Annotated in this window: 20 protein-coding genes and 1 pseudogene; 8 read left to right on the top strand and 13 right to left on the bottom strand. The window is 61.2% G+C overall.

The genetic code is table 11. From position 1 onward, the window contains the following. Positions 1 to 96 precede the first annotated feature (96 nt). Both ACX3O0_RS09000 and ACX3O0_RS08995 read right to left on the bottom strand, forming a co-directional pair. Positions 97 to 1,074: an alpha-ketoacid dehydrogenase subunit beta gene (locus ACX3O0_RS09000; protein ID WP_459107504.1), complete on the bottom strand. Its 978-nt coding sequence runs from the start codon at positions 1,072 to 1,074 to the stop codon at positions 97 to 99. After that, a complete protein-coding gene (locus ACX3O0_RS08995; RefSeq protein WP_459107503.1) occupies positions 1,052 to 2,080 on the bottom strand; it encodes a thiamine pyrophosphate-dependent dehydrogenase E1 component subunit alpha in 1,029 nt (342 codons plus the stop codon). Before ACX3O0_RS08995 ends, ACX3O0_RS09000 begins: the two co-directional genes overlap by 23 nt. Positions 2,081 to 2,412: 332 nt before the next feature. Between ACX3O0_RS08995 and ACX3O0_RS08990 the strand changes: the two are divergent. Continuing rightward, positions 2,413 to 3,201 (top strand): annotated as a pseudogene (locus tag ACX3O0_RS08990) (IS256 family transposase); the annotation flags it as partial. Here ACX3O0_RS08990 and ACX3O0_RS08985 read toward each other — a convergent pair. Continuing rightward, the gene (locus ACX3O0_RS08985) at positions 3,111 to 3,953 is read right to left on the bottom strand and encodes a hypothetical protein (protein ID WP_459107502.1); all 843 of its coding nucleotides are present in this window, start codon (positions 3,951 to 3,953) and stop codon (positions 3,111 to 3,113) included. The pseudogene ACX3O0_RS08990 and the gene ACX3O0_RS08985 overlap by 91 nt on opposite strands. A 281-nt stretch (positions 3,954 to 4,234) precedes the next feature. Here ACX3O0_RS08985 and ACX3O0_RS08980 point away from each other — a divergent pair, with 281 nt between their 5' ends. From ACX3O0_RS08980 to ACX3O0_RS08970, 3 genes are read left to right on the top strand one after another with little or no spacing between them, the layout of a single operon-like run. Continuing rightward, the gene (locus ACX3O0_RS08980) at positions 4,235 to 4,627 is read left to right on the top strand and encodes a nuclear transport factor 2 family protein (protein ID WP_459107501.1); all 393 of its coding nucleotides are present in this window, start codon (positions 4,235 to 4,237) and stop codon (positions 4,625 to 4,627) included. A 3-nt stretch (positions 4,628 to 4,630) separates the two neighbouring features. Continuing rightward, on the top strand, positions 4,631 to 5,086 hold the full coding sequence (locus tag ACX3O0_RS08975) for a VanZ family protein (RefSeq protein WP_459107500.1): 456 nt from the start codon (positions 4,631 to 4,633) through the stop codon (positions 5,084 to 5,086). 38 nt (positions 5,087 to 5,124) lie between these two features. Continuing rightward, positions 5,125 to 6,153, top strand: a complete 1,029-nt coding sequence (locus tag ACX3O0_RS08970) for a zinc-dependent alcohol dehydrogenase family protein (protein ID WP_459107499.1) — start codon at positions 5,125 to 5,127, stop codon at positions 6,151 to 6,153. A 16-nt stretch (positions 6,154 to 6,169) separates the two neighbouring features. Here the strand turns inward: ACX3O0_RS08970 and ACX3O0_RS08965 are convergent, their stop codons facing one another. Further along, on the bottom strand, positions 6,170 to 6,622 hold the full coding sequence (locus ACX3O0_RS08965; RefSeq protein ID WP_459107498.1) for a hypothetical protein: 453 nt from the start codon (positions 6,620 to 6,622) through the stop codon (positions 6,170 to 6,172). 123 nt (positions 6,623 to 6,745) lie between these two features. Here ACX3O0_RS08965 and ACX3O0_RS08960 point away from each other — a divergent pair, with 123 nt between their 5' ends. After that, positions 6,746 to 7,690 (top strand): FKBP-type peptidyl-prolyl cis-trans isomerase, encoded by a 945-nt coding sequence (locus ACX3O0_RS08960; RefSeq protein WP_459107497.1) that lies wholly within the window; start codon positions 6,746 to 6,748, stop codon positions 7,688 to 7,690. A gap of 65 nt (positions 7,691 to 7,755) precedes the next feature. Here the strand turns inward: ACX3O0_RS08960 and ACX3O0_RS08955 are convergent, their stop codons facing one another. The 5 genes from ACX3O0_RS08955 to ACX3O0_RS08935 form a co-directional block, all read right to left on the bottom strand. Further along, entirely contained in the window at positions 7,756 to 8,289 is a 534-nt protein-coding gene (locus tag ACX3O0_RS08955; RefSeq protein WP_459108466.1) for an O-acetyl-ADP-ribose deacetylase, read from the bottom strand. Between the two features lie 22 nt (positions 8,290 to 8,311). Then, a complete protein-coding gene (locus tag ACX3O0_RS08950) occupies positions 8,312 to 8,548 on the bottom strand; it encodes a hypothetical protein (RefSeq protein WP_459107496.1) in 237 nt (78 codons plus the stop codon). 71 nt (positions 8,549 to 8,619) lie between these two features. Then, entirely contained in the window at positions 8,620 to 10,707 is a 2,088-nt protein-coding gene (locus ACX3O0_RS08945) for an ATP-binding protein (RefSeq protein ID WP_459107495.1), read from the bottom strand. Next, positions 10,704 to 11,234 (bottom strand): hypothetical protein, encoded by a 531-nt coding sequence (locus ACX3O0_RS08940; RefSeq protein WP_459107494.1) that lies wholly within the window; start codon positions 11,232 to 11,234, stop codon positions 10,704 to 10,706. Before ACX3O0_RS08940 ends, ACX3O0_RS08945 begins: the two co-directional genes overlap by 4 nt. Next, complete coding sequence (locus tag ACX3O0_RS08935) at positions 11,224 to 12,159, bottom strand: hypothetical protein (RefSeq protein WP_459107493.1); 936 nt, start codon at positions 12,157 to 12,159, stop codon at positions 11,224 to 11,226. The genes ACX3O0_RS08940 and ACX3O0_RS08935 overlap by 11 nt, the downstream gene beginning before the upstream one ends. Before the next feature lie 221 nt (positions 12,160 to 12,380). On the opposite strand from ACX3O0_RS08935, the gene ACX3O0_RS08930 reads away from it, so the two are divergent. The 3 genes from ACX3O0_RS08930 to ACX3O0_RS08920 are packed head-to-tail and all read left to right on the top strand — an operon-like array spanning position 12,381 to position 15,933. Beyond that, positions 12,381 to 13,895 (top strand): type I restriction-modification system subunit M, encoded by a 1,515-nt coding sequence (locus ACX3O0_RS08930; protein WP_459107492.1) that lies wholly within the window; start codon positions 12,381 to 12,383, stop codon positions 13,893 to 13,895. Further along, on the top strand, positions 13,892 to 15,091 hold the full coding sequence (locus tag ACX3O0_RS08925; RefSeq protein WP_459107491.1) for a restriction endonuclease subunit S: 1,200 nt from the start codon (positions 13,892 to 13,894) through the stop codon (positions 15,089 to 15,091). The genes ACX3O0_RS08930 and ACX3O0_RS08925 overlap by 4 nt, the downstream gene beginning before the upstream one ends. 11 nt (positions 15,092 to 15,102) lie before the next feature. Then, positions 15,103 to 15,933, top strand: coding sequence for a hypothetical protein (locus ACX3O0_RS08920; RefSeq protein ID WP_459107490.1), 831 nt, complete (start codon positions 15,103 to 15,105; stop codon positions 15,931 to 15,933). A gap of 31 nt (positions 15,934 to 15,964) precedes the next feature. Here the strand turns inward: ACX3O0_RS08920 and ACX3O0_RS08915 are convergent, their stop codons facing one another. The 4 genes from ACX3O0_RS08915 to ACX3O0_RS08900 all read right to left on the bottom strand — a co-directional run bounded on the left by ACX3O0_RS08915 (position 15,965) and on the right by ACX3O0_RS08900 (position 17,775). After that, positions 15,965 to 16,396, bottom strand: a complete 432-nt coding sequence (locus ACX3O0_RS08915; RefSeq protein ID WP_459107489.1) for a type II toxin-antitoxin system VapC family toxin — start codon at positions 16,394 to 16,396, stop codon at positions 15,965 to 15,967. A gap of 3 nt (positions 16,397 to 16,399) precedes the next feature. Beyond that, positions 16,400 to 16,645 carry a hypothetical protein gene (locus ACX3O0_RS08910; RefSeq protein ID WP_459107488.1) on the bottom strand — a complete coding sequence of 82 codons (246 nt, stop codon included), beginning with the start codon at positions 16,643 to 16,645 and terminating at the stop codon, positions 16,400 to 16,402. Positions 16,646 to 16,773: 128 nt separating this feature from the next. After that, positions 16,774 to 17,376, bottom strand: coding sequence for a hypothetical protein (locus tag ACX3O0_RS08905; RefSeq protein WP_459107487.1), 603 nt, complete (start codon positions 17,374 to 17,376; stop codon positions 16,774 to 16,776). Between the two features lie 39 nt (positions 17,377 to 17,415). Next, entirely contained in the window at positions 17,416 to 17,775 is a 360-nt protein-coding gene (locus ACX3O0_RS08900) for a hypothetical protein (protein ID WP_459107486.1), read from the bottom strand. Positions 17,776 to 17,810: the final 35 nt, after the last annotated feature.

Raw genomic sequence — 17,810 nt, 5'->3', positions numbered from 1 at the left:
GGTTCAATCTGACGCGGGCGTGGGAAACCAGTTCCCCCATTGACGGGGTCGCCTCAGCCAGACGGGATATTCGGTTGCATCGGGCCGCTTCCATTCCTAGAAGATTGAAAGTTCGCGAAGTTCGCGCACTATGCGATCTACGGTCGGGATGATGCCTTCTTCCAAACGGCTTCCGGCTGGGATAGGCACGCGGGCGGCACCAATTCGAATTATCGGCGCATCGAGGTCAGTGAATCGCTCGTCGGCCGCCCAGGCGGCTACTTCCCCGCCCCATCCGGCGAAACTAACAGCCTCGTGCACTATGGCGAGTCGGCTCGTTCGAGCCAATGATGTGGCAATCGTGTCCCGGTCAAGCGGCCACAGGTAGCGGAGGTCTACAACCTCGATCGAGATTCCCTCGGCCTCGAGCAGCTCCGCGGCCTCTAACGTGCGCCCCACCATGCGCCCGGCGCTTACCACTGTGATATCTGTGCCGTGACGAGCAATTCTCGCGTCAAAGCCGATACGTTCATCTGAGAAGTCGACTTCGCCCTTCGTCGCCAAATACAATGCCTTGTTTTCGAAGAAGACCACTAGGTCATCAAGTCGAATAGCATTTCGCATCATCCAATATGCATCTGCCGGATTGCTCGGCATCGCAACCACAATCCCGGGAATGCCAGCAAACCACGTCTCAAAACTCTGGGAGTGTTGAGGGCCGTGGTTCGTGCCAGCACCGCCCGGAAGTCGCACGACGAGAGGCATGCTGAACTGACCGTTACTCATATATCGCGCTTTGGCCGCAAAGTTGACGAGCTGATCCATCGCCAAGGTTACGAAGTCACTAAACATGATCTCAACCACAGGACGCATTCCTTCGGCTGCCGCTCCGGCGGCGAACCCCGCGAGTGCACCCTCGGCAAGCGCTGAGTCAAACACGCGCTCGGGACCGAAGCTTTCAAGTAGCCCTTTGGTCACGGTGAAGACTCCCCCTAGTGTGCCGACCTCCTGGCCCATGACGACTACCGTGGGGTCGATCTCCATTTCATCATTCAGAGCTTGGCGAATTGCTTCAGCGAATTTCAGCTCGGGCACGGCGGTTCAGCTCCTCGTTGGTGTAAATGTGGTTATAGATTGAGTCAATTGGGGGATGCGAGCCGGACTCGGCCAGCTCAATGGACTCCGCGACGATGCCTGCTACCTCGGAGTCAATTTTGTCGGCTTCTTGTGGCGCAAGTGAGAGTCGAAGGGAAGCAACTGGGTCGTTTGCTGCTAGCCAATCCGCTCCGTCGGTCTTTGCGCGGTAGCGGTAATCGGCATCGTTAAGGCTGTGGGCTCGAACACGGTAGACGGCACATTCCAGGAATGCGGGGCGGCCGCCTCTCACATACTCGACAAGTTCGAGGGAAGCCTCACGCACCGCCATGGCATCGCGTCCATCGACATATTCAGCTCGAATGCCCATCGCTTTCACCGACTTCGCGATCGACCCGGGCGGTCCGAACATCCGTTCAGCTTGCATCGAGTGGGCCCAGCCATTGTTCTCGCATACGAAGAGAACTGGGGCCTCCCACAGCCGTGCTGTGCGAATAGTCTCACTGAAGACCCCATGTGCGAATGCGCCATCTCCGGCAAAGGCGACCGCAATGTCATCGCTTCCGGTCAAGCGACGCCGAGCCCAAGCTGCCCCCGCACCCCACGGCAGGCCTCCTCCTACTATGGCGGTCTCTCCGTAGAACCCGCTTTCGCGGTGGTGCAGGTGCATCGAAGCGCCGCGACCACCGCTTGTTCCCTCCACGCGTTTGAACAGCTCAGCCATCAACATTTCAGGCGGCACGCCTTTGGCGAGCGCGTGACCGTGTCCTCGGTGGGTGCTCGTCACAATATCTCGCAAGCGAAGCGCTGAGCAGACACCTGCCGCACAGCTCTCTTGCCCAAGTGACGAGTGGAATGACCCGTCAATTTTCGCGGAGCGATGAGACCGTTCGATACCGTTCTCCACGCCACGGATAAGAATCATCATGCGATAAAGATCTCGCCGAACTTGTCCGAGTTCAGTTGGCGTCGACGTCTCGGACGCCATCTCTGCATCAGTAGTCACCATTGTCTCCCGTAACTCTTGCTTGTTCACACAGCGCATACGTGTGCTCGTAGTTTACATACTACGATCACCATGCGAGCAAATGAGTCGCACTGCGACTTGTCACCCCATGAACGGCGACAGAACGCCGTAGGGAATCTCCTTTGATTTTTGCTTCGACATCCAGCGGATGGGGAACTCCGGCAGTGCGTACCACTCATGTGATCGGGGTCGCGTCCCGTGGGGTGGTGTAAATCTCGGCTGGTGAGCGTCGCGTCGTCGACGTAGCGAGCCATCGTGCGATGGTCAGTGAGAACCGATCAAAGTCACTCACAGAAAGACACAAACACACGATGGCTCTAGACCAGTCTGCCCTGCTCAACTTGCTTGCGGAGTTGAAACTCACCGATGTCACCGACAGGATCCGGGTCGCGACCGAGAAGCTCTATCAGGAGCTGATCGGTGCCGAGGCGACCGCGTTCATCGGCGCCGCCCCGTTCGAGCGCTCCAGCGACCGCACCGCGCAGCGCAACGGCACCCGCCCGCGGGTGTTGACCACGACCGCAGGAGATCTGGACTTGAAGATCCCCAAGCTGCGGGCCGGATCATTCTTCCCAGCCCTACTGGAGCGGCGCCGCCGCGTCGACCAGGCGCTGTTCGCGGTAGTGATGGAGGCTTACCTGCACGGCGTCTCGACGCGGAAGGTCGATGACCTGGTCAAGGCGCTCGGTGCCGAGTCCGGTATTTCTAAGTCCGAAGTCTCGCGCATCTGCGCGGGGCTGGACGAGGAGATCGCGGTGTTCCGTGACCGCGACTTGGCAGCGCTGGACTACCCGTATGTGTTCCTCGATGCGACCTACTGCAAGGCGCGGGTGAATCATCGAGTGGTGTCTCAGGCGGTCGTTGTCGCTGTTGGAGTCGCCGCCGACGGGCGCCGCGAGGTCCTCGGCTTCGATGTCGGCGACACCGAGAATGAGGCCTTCTGGACGGCGTTCCTGCGGTCGATGAAGACCCGCAGACTTGATGGGGTGAAGCTGGTAATGTCCGACGCTCACAGCGGATTGAAGAAGGCGATCGCCACCGTGTCCCAAGGGGCGTCCTGGCAGCGTTGCCGGGTGCACTTCATGCGCAACGTGCTCTCATTCTCCGGATCCGCCAGCATCGTGTAGACGGTCATCCCATCACCGCGCCGGTACCGTTTGAAGGAGCGGGCCTGGTGGCGGGCGCGTTCCCGGTCGGCGATGCCCGCCTCATCCAACTCATCCCGCAGGCTCCTCGCCCGATCCAGCAACTGGTCGGCATTCAACGGACCCGCGGTTGCCTGCTCCGGGTCATCCGGGTCCGACGAGTCGAGACCGCTGGGGCTGGCCAATTCAACGAGTTGGGCGGCCGCTTCGGCCAGCAGCTCGGCGGTGATGTCCTCCGTCGGGACCCCCAGGCCGACCCGGATCGCCTCGCCCGCCTCAATCGACAACACCCCGGCGGCCACCGCCCGACCCACCGGGGCCAGCCACGGTTGGGTGAGCTCGGCGGAGACTTTGCCGGTGCGTTCGGCTTCGGTGATCAGTTCGGCTTCGTGGATGATCCCGCCGGTGCGCACCAGCTTCGCCGCCTCCCGGGAGGTAGACCCGGTCAAATGCTGCACCAGTTTCTCCGGAGTGCGAAACCCACCCTTCTGCGCCAAACCCTGGTAGCCCAAGTCGTAGGTGGAGCGGCGGGCGATCTCCCCGGCGGTGGCGGCGAGGGAGGGCTCCAGTTGCCGGGTGATGTTCGCGAACAGGGCCGGGATGGCCAACAGTTCCTCTTCGGGCAGGCCGGCCAGGGTTACCGAATCCCGCGGCAGCGAGGCGGCGGCGGCCGCGATGCTGCTGAGGGAATCGGTGAACTGGGACATGCCACTATTCTCTCACATTCGAAGGTTTATTCTAGTGAATGTGAGTACTTCTTCTCCACAGATTTGCTGTGGATAAAGGGAAGCGAGCGGGTTGTGGAGGAGAAGACGAGATGCGAACCTCGGCGGGTTTCGACAAGCTCAACCAGCGAAGCCAGGCTCGACCAGCCGAAGCAACCCTGAATACGCGGGCACGCTCAGGAGCCGGCACGCACGGAGCCGAAGCGCCGAGCGCGCCAAGCACCTGCCTTTCCTTTCACAGCACACAGGTGTAGACCTTTCGCATGACTGACACAACGAATCGGGGCACGCTCACCCGGTGGGTGGAGGCTTATCGGCGGGCCTGGGAGTCGAACGAGCCGGACGACATCCGCGCCTTGTTCACGGAGGACGCCGAGTACTTCACCGAACCGTGGGAGCAGCCGTGGCGCGGACACGATGACATCGTCGCCCAGTGGCTGAAGGCAAGGGACGAGCCGGGCGACACCACCTTCAGCTGGGAAGTCGTCGCGGTCGACGGCGACACCGGGGTGATTCGCGCCATCACTCCGTACACCGGCCGCGCGACCTACCACAACGTCTGGGTGATCCGTTTCGCGAACGATGGGCGGGCGACCAGCTTCACCGAGTGGTGGATGGCGCAGAATCCCACCAGCGAGGATCCGGCAGAGAATTGACGGATGCGTCTTCGCCGACCTCTGCTCGCCGTGGCGACCGCCTGCTATCTGGCGTGGGTCGGCTGGTTGACGCTGGGACCCCAACCGCTGGACGCCAACGGCCGGGGGCTGCTGCACCGCATCATCCGCTATCTGAGCGGTGAGAACACGCTCGACTGGATCACCTACGCCCTCGTCGAGTTCACCGCCAACGTGGTTCTGTTCGTGCCCGTCGGCGTGCTTTTCGTGCTGCTTCTCGGTTGGCGTCTCTGGTGGCTGGCAGCGTTGCTGGGCTTCGCATTGACGGCATCCATCGAGTTCGTGCAGCTGTTCCTGCCGGACCGGGTGACCGACCCGCGCGATCTCATCTCCAACTCGATCGGAGCCGGTATCGGGGTGGTACTGGTGCTCATGGTCACTGTGCTGAGGTCCAGGGGTTCTGTCCGAGCGGATGCTGCGGAGCGCACGCTCGTCGGCTGACGGCCTGACCGGCGGCTGTCGACTAGTAGCTTGATGGCATGCGTGCTGTCATGTTCCGTGAGTTCGGTGGTGTGCCCGAATTGGTCGACGTTCCGAAGCCTGAGGCCCGGGCATCCGGTGCCGTCATCGCGGTGAAGGCGACCGGGCTGTGCCGCAGCGACTGGCACGGCTGGATGGGTCATGATGACGGCATCCGTCTGCCCCATGTTCCGGGTCATGAGCTGGCCGGCGTGGTGGAGGCGGTCGGCTCTGCCGTGACCCGCTGGAAGGTCGGCGACCGGGTGACCGTCCCCTTCATCTGCGCCTGCGGCCGGTGCGAGCAGTGCACCACCGGAAACCACCAGGTATGCGACCACCAGGAGCAGCCCGGTTTCACCCACTGGGGCTCTTTCGCCGAGTCGGTGGCCATCGCCGAGGCTGACGTCAACCTGATCGCACTGCCGGATGCCATCGACTTCGTCTCGGCGGCGGCTCTCGGCTGCCGGTTCGCGACCGCCTACCGCGCGGTGATGACGCAGGGCAGGGTGCAGCCCGGGGAGTGGGTGGCGGTGCACGGATGCGGCGGTGTCGGCCTGTCAGCGATCATGATCGCCGTCGCTGCTGGCGCACACGTTGTCGGCATCGACATCTCGACGGCGGCCCTGGAGCTGGCGGCGCGGCTGGGAGCCGAGACGATTGCCGGCGCCGGTGACGTGGCATCCGCTGTCCGGGAGTTGACGGATGGCGGTGCCCACCTTTCGCTGGACGCCTACGGGAGCACCGCGACGGCGGTGAACTCGATCCGCAGCCTGCGCAAGCGCGGGCGCCATGTGCAGGTGGGGCTGATGCTTGGGGAGCACTCGTCGCCGCCCGTGCCGATGGACCTGGTCGTGGCCAACGAACTCGAGATCCTCGGCAGCCACGGGATGGCGGCGCACGAGTATCCGCAGATGCTGGACGCGATCGCCTCCGGCCGCATCGACCCGCAGCTGCTCGTCGGCCGCACGATCAGCCTGGACGAGGCGCCCTCCGCGCTCGCCGGAATGGACGGCGCGCACCCCGGCATGACGGTCATCGAGCTGTCGTAGCCGCAGTCGGCGGGTGCTATCCAGCGCGCACGTGGGCGATGGCCAGCCCAATCGGGATGCTGGCCAGGATGATGACCAGCAGCGCGCGGTAGGTGACCAGGGCCCAACGCGGTTTGGCGTTGCCCCGCACGGTCACGATCAGAAGAACGAGGGCGGTGATGAGCAGCAGGCCGCCGACGTGCACCAGTGCCAGCATGGTCAGGACGGTACCGAGGATGACGGCCGCGCATCCGCCGTTCCAGGTCGCCAGCTGAGCGACAACCACGCGCCGGGTCGGTTGCTTCGATGCCAGCGCTGCCTGCACAACACCGATGGCGTACTGGGCGACGCCCGCCACGAGCACGCAGAACGCCGCCGCCCAGGATCCGTTCTCCAGTTGCAGCGGACCGGTCACCGCGGCGACCAGGCCGCCGGCGATCACCCAACCTGCACCAAGGATGCGGAAAAACTGTTCAGGGGAACGGGCCATGTTTCTCAACATACTGGGTCGCGATTCCCGTGAATGTCATAAGAATCGACCGCTGCGGTCGAGGAGTGGAGCGCCTGTACCCCAGACTGGACGCATCCCGTTTCTTTCTTTGTGAGGTCCCCTGTGCGCAAATCTGCCACACTTTTCGTCGTTCTCGGCCTGGTCGCCGGGCTGACCGCGTGCAGCGCACCGGAGGAGGCTCCGGAGAAGAAGGATGCCGCTGTTGGCGCATCCGATTGCCTGGCAGCCAGCGGCGCCAGCTCCGAAGCGGTGAAGGTCGACGGCGAGTTCGGTGCCAGCCCGACGGTCAAGTTCGACTTCCCGGTTCAGGTGAAGAAGACTGAGCGCACCGTTCTGCTGGAGGGCGACGGCGACGTCGTTTCGGCCGGCGACGTGATCTCCACCGGTTTCGCCATGTACAACGCCACGACCGGCGAGGAGATCTCGAACAGCATCGCCGAGGGCCAGGCCGCCGAGTTGACGGTCAGCACCGACTCGATCCTCGAGGGCCTGGTCAGCACGCTCCAGTGCTCGACCGTCGGTTCGCGCGTGATTTCGGTCATCCCGCCGGCTGAGATGTGGGGCGAGCAGGGCTACGCCGACCTCGGCATCGAGGGCACCGACAGCGTGGTGATGGTGGCGGATGTCGTCAGCATCGTTCCGCCGCTGACGCCTGCAACCTGGGCGGACAACGTTCCCGAGGTCGAGTTGGGTGATGCGCCGGTGGTGACCCTTCCTGAGGGCGACGCTCCTGCCGAGCTGCTGCTGGCGGTGCTGGAGGAGGGCGACGGCGAGGTTGTCGAGGCGACTGACCCGGTCACGCTGGACTACCAGGGCACCAGCTGGGAGACCCGCGAGGTGTTCGACCAGAGCTACGGCAAGGAGCCCATCACCCTGCAGGCGAACGGCTTCGTGAAAGGCTTCACTGCGGCGCTCGTCGGCCAGAAGGTCGGTTCGACGCTGCTGGTGACGATCCCGGCCGAGCACGCCTACGGCCCGGACCCCGCCGCCCACGAGCTGGGTGGCCAGAGCCTGGTCTTCCTGATCGAGATCACCGGCGTCGGCTAGACGGATGCCGCGCCCACCCGTCAGCTGCGGACACACCCGACCGCGTTGCGGGTACCTGCGTGTCGCTAGCTGACGGATGAACGCAGCGCGCTCTCGAATGCCCCGTACGACTCGTCGCTGAAGAGTACGAAGGTGACCAGCTCGACGGTGACCAGTTCGACAGCGGTGTCCGCGTCGCGAACCGTGCTGATCGCGATGCGGGCGGCATCCGCCATCGGCCAGCCGTAGACCCCGGCGCTGACGGCGGGGAACGCGATAGTTCTCGCGCCCAGCTCGTCGGCGACGGCCAGCGCTGAGGTGTAGCACGAGCTGAGGGTCGCGCTGCGGTCTTCGCTGCGGCTGTAGACCGGCCCGACGGTGTGGATCACCCAGCGTGCGGGCAGGTCTCCGGCACCGGTGGCGACCGCCTGGCCGGCCGGCAGCCCGTCGGGAAGCGTCGTCTCCCGCAGCGCCCGGCACTCCCGCAGGATGCTCGGCCCGCCCACCCGGTGGATGGCACCGTCGACCCCGCCCCCGCCGAGCAGGGAGCTGTTGGCCGCGTTAACTATCGCATCCGCCTCGAAGCGGGTCAGGTCACCGCGATGCAAGCGGATGTCCACGGCCATGCAATCGTTCCCGTGCCTATTTCTCACCCGGAGCGGGATCGCCGGCGAGCGGAGCCGGCGCAGGCATCCGCGTTTCGGCTTCCTGGATGGTGCTGGCCTCAGCGGTGGCCGGGCGGAACGCCTCATCGAGCGCTCCGAACGCCCCAGCCAGCCCGCCACGCCGGCGCTTGCCCTTGGCGCGGGCTCGGCGCTCGGACACCACGGCGACGTACGCGATGGCAACCGCGGCCGCGATGACGATCAGGAATTCCATGCCGCAAGGCTACGTCGGGCTCACTGAGATCCGGAAGTTCGGGCTTCGACGCGACAGGACGTCTGATGTTGTCAGATGAAGGCGCTTCCGGTAACTGGTCCAAATCGCGAAGCGCCTGCCAATTCTCTCAGGACTCTATGATCGCCGAAATCGATTACGCGCGCATCGTGACTGTCCGACGGGAAGAACTCGGCTGTTGGCGACGACGTCGTTACGATCACTTGCCCATACGCCGCGCCGACCTCCAGGAAATGTTGCATGAGTGCCTCAAAGTCGGATGCTTCCATGTCCTGTTGCCTCGGCTCATCGAGGACAAGAACTCCAGGGTGGTTCCCAACAGTTGATGCAAGCTCCCGGAGTGCTTCTAGGTACGCGAGTTTCACTCTCACGATGTCACTAGCGCTGACATCAGTATTGAGGTCGAACCCTTCGCGCGACGGTACCAAGCTGTCCGGATCGATTTGGATCCTGTCCGACCCATAGCTACCGAACCCCCAACCCGCAAGTAACTGCTGCACTCGCGCGGAAAGGGCACCCAGTCGAGCCTGATCGCTCGGTGGTGTCGTGATCTCCAGCGCGATCACTTCGTTTCGGCTCTCTGCGATTGCGGCCGCCGCCAACTGAAGGGAAGACAGTAGCTCCTGTGCGGAAAGGAGCGCTCGACCTAGGTCATTCACCCTGTATTTGAGGCGTACTTTTCGGGCAACATTCGACTCCAGAGACGAACCATTAAGCGTATCCCGCCGCAGAGCGGCAAGTTCGATAGTCAGGCCGCTCGCCCGCTCTGTAAGCGCGGCTTCGAGGCTTACGTACTCGTCCACCGCATGAATTGAACGTTCATGCATACGCTGAGTTGTCAGTATTTGTGCATTCAGTAGTTGGACAGTGTCCCCCACCGTCAAGACTGAATCTGGATCGATTGACTCAAGATTGTCCAGCGACTGACTGCAAGTTGGGCAACTATGGTGCATTAGGTGTTCAGCCTTGATTTCCGCTCCGAGCCTTTCTAGGGTTCGAAGATCAACATTTCGGTTGCGTTCTTCTTGCAGGGAGACCAAACGGCCGTCGAGGGCCGAGAGCCTTGCCTGGTTCAAGTCGAGGTTCTGCTGCACAAGTTGCGTTGCGGACTGGATCTCTCTTAAGGTTCCCTGCAATTCGGAAAACCTCGCTGCGGAAGCTCCGTCCAACGATTCGGTTGTGGCCAACCGCTCGTCCGCTTCGATTCTCGATAGCTCGGAGTTTAGATTTTCAAGCTCAACGTCCGCATCGACCCACTCGTCACCCATGAGGGTTTGAATTGTTATCCCCTCTAAGTGCGTCGCGGATACCGTCGTCCTCGATCTTCTTGACCCTGCCGGACTCGAAGGTAAACCAGAGACGCGCCCCCCAACTGCGCGGGTGATCGCGTTGAGCGCGCTAACGCTCGCGTTCCAACTCGCGGTCTCCTCTGCGATCTTTCTCTCAAGCTTGCTTACCTGGCGTTCCGCGATTGGTCCATCGAGTGATAGCAGGAATTCAGCAGCCTTGCGGTGAACGTCCCTGATCTGGTATCTACTTACTTTCCTGGGCGCAACCCCATTCCAAGCTTGTTGATCGACGATAAGAAACGGAAAAATCGTATCCATATAAAGCTTGATGTCTCGCGATGAAAAGGTGTCGACGTTCGGCGTATCCCATCCGAAAAATCGCTCGAGGATTGTGTGAAACCCAGCGTCATGGGATGCGCTTCCAGGTGCATGGAGGAATGCATATTCACCGTCTTCAAGACGGGACGTCCCAGTGATCTGTTGGCTCCGCCAGAACCGGACCAAGTTTCGCTCGATGTTTTCGCCGGCAACCATCCTCTGAACCGTGAGGAATTCGTTGCGGTCGTTTCGCAGTTGGATGACCACCCAGCTCTCCACGACTGCCTCTGTGGTTTCTGAACCATTAATTGCGATTTCGTTTGTCACAGCGCTACCCATGGGTGCGTTTGCGCGTGCGTTTAGCATCCGCTCCATCCCAAGCCCGTAAATGAGAGCCTGGATAATTTGAGTCTTGCCGCGATTGTTCGACGCTCGGATGACATTCAGACCGCTCCGCAGTTCAACGGTGGTGCCGAGGTTGCGTGTGGGTGTAGCCACAAAGATCTCTATGGCTTCGATAGTGACTGAGGTCATGAGAGCCGGTCCATTCTTCGGTCAATGCCCGAGTCGCTTATTGCCCCGAGGCCTAGGAGAAATTGCTTTTCAATCCTGAGAAGGGAGTCTGCTCCCTCCACGGCTTTAGCCAACTCTTGACCACTGACAGTCAACTTGAGGCGATCGCGTCGAGATCCAGCGAGTGTCACGAGCCCGTCGGCGAGGGAAAGGCGGATGCTTGAATCGAGAAGTGGGTCAATACGCTGGGTCACCAAATCGATCGAATTGGGTTTAGTCCACCAGTTAACGAAAATTCGGCGTGTTCTTGCTGATCTCAGGGCCCATAAGAAAATATGGAGGTTGGCCACTTTCGCCGTTTTGCGGGAGAAGGCGTTCAGTACAACAACTAGTAGTGCTGTCCGGTGCGTTATTCGATTGCGCGCTGGCAGAATTCGACGTTGCTGCCGAAATTGAACTTGGAGGCTTGCTCCGTCGCCCTCTTCCAATATCGGCCGGGCATTCTCCAACCAGTAGGGCGAGCTTTCCACAGGTTCGTCAATGACCATCTTCGTCGCCATTCTGAACGAAGTCCAACGGGCAATTCATCAGCCATTCGGCAACTTGCCCTTCTGCAATTATTCGTGCCTGATCTGGTGCAACGTTGGCCGTGGAGCGAATGATCGCTTCGGTGTCTTCGAGGATTGTGGAGAGTAGCGCATCATTTCCGTTGTTTAGGAGGGAGTATTGCAAGGACAGTCGTTGCTCGAGGTCTCGGAACTCCGACTCAAGCGCATCCCCGACCTCGGTGTATTGGTCGAGGATGAACTCCCTGTGCGTTCGGCCAGCCAGATGATTCTCAAGCAAGCGGGAAACCATCTCTCCTCGGCGAACCTTGTCACTGAAAATCGATGTGTTTGCCAGCTTTCCTGCCATCGTCTCACTCCTCGGGTCGCCAAGGTCGGCGAAAGAGACCTTTGGTGCGAGCGGGAGATTCATCCGCGAAAGTGCGTTGTCGAGCACGGCGCGCCTGGCCAACTCGAATGAATCTAGAGTCAACGCAGTGACTGTGATGCTTGGTGAGGCGTATGGAAGTGCCGCGTTTCGTATTTTCTCAGTCAGTTCATTGCATTTGACGGTGACAGCCTTGCTGCTCAGGAAAGGCACCAGGAGAATCCAGCGTTCGATTACTAACCCAGGAGTAATGATTCTGCTAAGTAGCGCCCGGTTGGTGATGAATTTCTGAGTGTCATCGTTGAGTTTTGTCAGGTGTTTCTTCCGCCTAGAACTGACTGACAAGGGCTCCATTTCCGGTGCGTAGCACTGGTATGCATGACCGTTACTACCGAAGGCTTCTAGGCCGCCGTCCCCGCGATCCATATCCGGGATCTCGATGAGATTCCCGGGACCGTGATGTTGGCGCAAAATCCTGAGGCAAAGACTCTGCCATTCATCCCCGCTGAGTGTTTCGAATCCGGATAGCCGCCCGCTCATCTAAACCTCCTATCCAACACTCGAACTTGCCGGACCCCGCGCAACGATCCCTACACCGACTTCGCGTATCAGCCCCATAGCTGATGATTGCATGTCTTCAGTTTGATTAATCACATTGGGGCTCAGCGGAGTGTGCGTGCCTGATCAATACGAGCATCATGCCTCTGTCAGACTCATAGCGGCCTCGCGGCAAACACAGGTCGATTGATGAAGGGAATGTTTTGGTAACAGGCGAACTACGATCCCAGGTCGACAAAGTCTGGAACGCCTTCTGGTCCGGCGGCATTGCCAACCCGCTTGAGGTGATCGAGCAGATCACCTACCTCCTCTTCATCAAGCGCCTCGATGAGTTGCATACGCTCGCGGAGAACAAGGCGAACACGCTGGGCAAGCCGATCGAGAAGCCGGTCTTCCCCGAGGGTATGGACGACACTGGACGTCGACCGCGCCCCTACGCCGACCTGCGGTGGTCTCATTTCAAGCACTTTTCCCCGCAGGAGATGTACGAAGTCGTTGACCAGAACGTCTTCCCGTTCATCCGCAGCCTGGGCGAGGCCGGTTCCAGCTTCGCGACCAACATGAAGGACGCCCGCTTCACCATCCCCACCGCGGCGCTCCTGTCTAAGGTTGCCGACCTGCTCGAGGACATCCCGATGGAGGATCGCGACACCAAGGGCGACATCTACGAGTACATGCTCGGCAAACTGGCGACGTCTGGGCAGAACGGGCAGTTCCGCACGTCTCGCCACATCATCAAACTCATGGTCGACATGGTCGCGCCCACACCGCAGGACACGATTATTGATCCGGCGGCGGGCACCGCGGGCTTCCTGGTGGCGGCAGGAGAGTATCTGCACGAGCACCACCCCGAGCTGTGGGCCGATGCGAAGCTGCGCGACCACTTCAACAGCACCCTGTTCACCGGCTTCGATTCGGATGCTGCTATGAGCCGCATCGCCAGCATGAACATGCAGCTCCACGGAGTCGAGAACCCGACGATTGAGCGCCGCGACTCCCTTGCCGAGGAACACACGGATGCCGAGGGCAAGTACACGCTCGTGCTCGCCAATCCGCCGTTCGCTGGCAGTCTCGATTATGAGACCACGGCCAAAGACCTGCTCGCGATCGTCAAGACGAAGAAAACGGAGCTGCTGTTCCTGGCGTTGATGCTTCGGTTGCTCAAGAACGGAGGGCGTGCCGCCGTCATCGTCCCCGACGGCGTGCTTTTCGGCTCGTCGAAGGCGCACAAGGACCTGCGGCGGATGCTCGTGGAAGACCACAAACTCGACGCCGTCGTCAAACTGCCAAGCGGAACATTCAAGCCGTACACCGGAGTCTCGACCGCGATCCTGTTCTTCACCAAGACAAGCTCGGGCGGAACCGACAACGTCTGGTTCTACGACGTGCAGGCAGACGGCTTCACCCTCGATGACAAGCGCACTCCCACAGACTCCAACGATCTTCCCTATGTGCTGACGCGCTGGCGTTCGCTGGTCGAGCTTGTCGAGACGTCCCCGGAACACGCGCGCACCCGCACTGCCCAATCCTTCCTCGTCCCCAAGGAGGAGATCGCCGCCCAGGGTTACGACCTCAGCCTCAACCGCTACAAGGAGGTCGAGCACGAGGAAGTGGAGCACCGAGCCCCCGCCGAGATCCTTGCCGACCTCGCTGCCCTCGAGCAGGAAATAGCGGAGGCGACGGCTGCCCTGACCCGCTCCTTGAGTTCGTCAAAGTGAGGTGGAGCAGTGCCACGCTCGGTGACGTGGCCGAAATCGTCAGTGGTTCGACACCGAAAACGGGAACTCCGGATTATTGGGACGGCCAAATTCCTTGGGTCACGCCGGCCGACCTGACCAAACTGAATAGCCAGACGATAGACGACACCCCTCGCAAACTCACAAAGTCGGGATTGGCTAGTTGCGGTGCGCGGCTGCTGCCGGTCAACTCTGTGCTGTTTAGTTCACGCGCTCCCATCGGACATGTTGCTATAACGGGCGTGCCAATGGCGACGAACCAAGGCTTCAAGAGTTTCGTACCGGATCGCGACAAGCTCGACGCAAAATTCCTTTATTGGTGGCTGAAGTCGAACAAAGAGTACCTGCAGGGGCTGGGAGTCGGCGCCACATTCAAGGAGGTGTCGAAGTCAATCGTTGCCGGAGTTCGCGTGCCCCTTCCGCCACTTCCCGAGCAGCGCCGAATCGCCGCAATCCTCGATCAGGCCGACGACCTCCGCGCCAAGCGACGCCGGACTTTCAAAATCCTCGAGGAGCTGGAAGGGTCAATCTTTCAGGGGCTACCAGAGCGGGTCCCCACAAGCGACTGGCGAACCATGTCCCTTTCGGATGCTTACTGGTTCCAAGAAGGACCCGGGATTCGAAAATGGCAGTTCACCGATTCCGGAGTCAAGCTTCTTAATGTCGGAAACATATTGAAGTCCGGCCAACTCGATCTGTCTCGAACGAACAAGCATGTCTCGGACTTCGAAGCCCACGGCAAGTACAAGCACTTCTTGGTTGATGCGGGTGACTTTGTTGTTGCTAGTTCCGGCATCAGCTTCGACGACGATGGTCTCTTGCGCACCCGAGGCGCGTTTGTAACGGGCGCGGACCTACCTCTGTGTATGAACACAAGCACCATCCGGTTCAAGGCCAAACAGGGCGTTTCGACTCTCGCTTACTTGCGAAGCTGGTTGTCTTCGAAGTCGTTCCGGGTGCAAATTTCGCGTCTTGTTACTGGGTCGGCGCAGCAAAACTTCGGCCCGAGCCACCTAAAGCAAACGGAAATTGCTCTGCCGCCACTGTGGCTTCAACATCAGCACGAAGCTCAACTGCGCGAGATCTCTAGCGTTCGCCAACACCACGCAGCGCACCTGGCCAAGCTCGACGAACTCTTCGCCTCGCTTCAACGCCGTGCATTCACCGGCCAGCTGTAGCGGACAGAAGCATGTCGTCCATCGAAGACTACGAGCCGAGCAGAGACGAGCAAGACGCCGCAAACTCGATCAGTAAGTTGCTGGCCAAGCTCCCGGACCAAATTGAGGACTACGCCAAGCTCGCGCCATTGAAGCCGGGACTCGGTTCGGAACTCGCCGAAGACGACGCGGTGCTTGCTCCGCTGCCGGCGAGCCAGCTGGTCGAGACGTGCCTCGTCGCGGCAGCCGATTGCCTGATGGCAATTGAGTTGCTGCTCGTCGAGGACGACGGCATCTTCCTCTACTCATTCGCGCAATACCCGCTCTTGAGAGCGGTCATTGAGGCGTCCACCCAGGTGCTTTGGCTACTAGGACCAGACGACCGAAGGCTGCGAGTCATCCGAAATTTGCGGGCCCGCCATGCCGAAAGCAGGCACGACGAAGTCTTGTACGGGGCCATCCCGGGCGTTCCTGCCCGACTCGATGAGCTTGGCAAGAAGAGAGCTGACGCAGAACGTGCAGCCCGAGCCGCCATCGCCGATCGCCTGGATATCGCGCTCAAAGAATATGAGAAGGTTCAGCTCAGCTATTCCGAGATCGTCCGCGATGGGGCCAGGCACACCGGTGACGACATCGGTCACACTGTCACCGTTTGGCGCCTCATCAGTGGCCTCGCCCATCCGTACACGAGCAGGTTCAATAGCCATTCAATACATCACCCGCTGCAGGAGATGGAAGACGGCTCTGTGCTGTCTGCCCGATTGCCCAGTGCGTCGACAACCTTGCACGCGCTCGCGGCTGCCCAGGCAATGTTCGCAGATGCGCTCGAATTGACCACGGCGCGGCTGGTGCCGCCCCAGTAAACCCGTGACTGGCGCGACCGTGATACGGGATCTAAACGAGGATGCTGCGCACCTTCAGCTCAGGGAACCGGCTGAAGTCTCGATCCAGAGTGATCAACTCGGTGACCCGATGGCTGAGGCAGATGGCGGCGATCCGAGCGTCGTGAACGGCTGGGCCGGCGATCTTCGCATCCGCGAGCAGTCTCTTGAGAGCCATCCAGTGGTCTGCAGTCTCGCCGAGTAATTGCAGTGACGGTGAGGCCTGCCAGGCATCCACCTGGCGGCGTGCCCTCGCGGGTAGTCCCCGGGTGGTGAAGATCTTTGGGTTCGTGGCCACGGCGTAGAACTCGTGGACACACGGCCACGGAATCGCCCATGGTGCTGGACCTTCAGCGAGCTCAGTGACGACCTTGCTCGCCGGTTCGTGGAACGGGGAGTCGGCGAAGAAGGCGTAGATCAGCACGTTGGTGTCGACGGCCCTCATGGGCTACGGCCGCTCGTCGTACGAGCGAAGCACCAGGTCGTGCAAGGAGGTATTGCGCACCTCCGGGTTCATCGACTGCCAACCGGCGGTACTCGCATCCGCCAACTGGAACGGCGTCACATTGTGCTGCTCCTCGACCACACGAGTCAATGCCTGCTGAACGATCGCCCGGGCAGTAGTTCCGCGGTCGCGCGCGATCTTCTTGACAGCACGCACCAGCGACTCCGGCAGGTCGAACGTCGTTTTCATGGCCACACTTTATCATCCGATACTGCTAGCAGTATTCTTACCGTCGATCGGGATGGGTGAAGAGTCGACGAATGGCAGCGGTGGGAGGGATAAGAGGGGCCGCCGATTCGGGTTCGACGACCCCTCGCTCATGAGGAGCTATCCCACCGTGATGCTCCAATTCCCATCAGCAGAGACGACGACCAGCGACGTCCGGCCATCCAGCGCGTGGTGCCCGTGTATGCGCCGATCTCGTTCACCACGAGATCGCTTCCATCGCCATAGGTCCACACGGCGAAGTTGCTGGCACCGTCGTGCGTGATGCTGGCTGCGCCCGCGCCGCCCCGATAGATGACGACGTCGTCTCCGACACCGGTGACTGCAGCACCGTCGAACTCGCGCAGCGACAGCAGCGAGCGAACCGTCACCGTCCACGCGCCGTCCGCACTGATCTCCAGAGACGAAATGTCGACTCCCGAACTGTTGTTGAACAGCACGGTTCCGTTGTAATTGCCAATCGTGTTCACCATGAGGTCGTCCTGGTTCATGGCGGCATCGAGCGACCAGATGGCGAAGTTGCTCGAACCGACATGCGAGATTGTGGCGGCCGCAGCGCTGTCCACGCCATCCGGCAGCGTGATCGGGAGAATCGAGTCGCCGGTGCCGCTATAGACGGCGTCGGCCGGAACAACCACCGGCTCAGGCTCTGTGACTTCCTCCGGCTCTTCGACTTCTTCGACCGGTTCGTCCACCGGCTCGCCGATCGCAGTATCGCCAGCAGTGTCGGCGTCCTAGGCACTGTTCACACCAGCGGAGATCGCGGCGACGCTCACAATGATCGCCACCAAGAGGGCGATCGGGCCGAGGATCACTCCGGTCAGCGCACGGCCGCGCCGAGGCTTCTTCGTCGCGAGGGCAATGATGCCCAAAACCACGGCAGTGATCGCCGGAAGGAAGGCAACGAAACTGAGGCCAGGGATCACGGCGCACACCATTGCCACGATTCCGACCACCATGGCGGATGTTGCCAGCGGGCTCTTCACCTTTGCGGCGGGAGCGGCCGCAGGTACCGCCGGTTCCGTCACGACGGTCGTCGACTTGCCCGCTTCCGCCGGCTGGCCCTCCGGGTTCTCGTCGTTATTGGTTGACATGGTTACTCCTTCGAACGGCTCCCGGGAGCCGGAAG

It is taken from the genome of Homoserinimonas sp. A447 (genome assembly GCF_054489325.1).
Note: the sequence above shows the minus strand (reverse complement) of the source record. Positions and strands in the feature narration are given on the sequence as shown.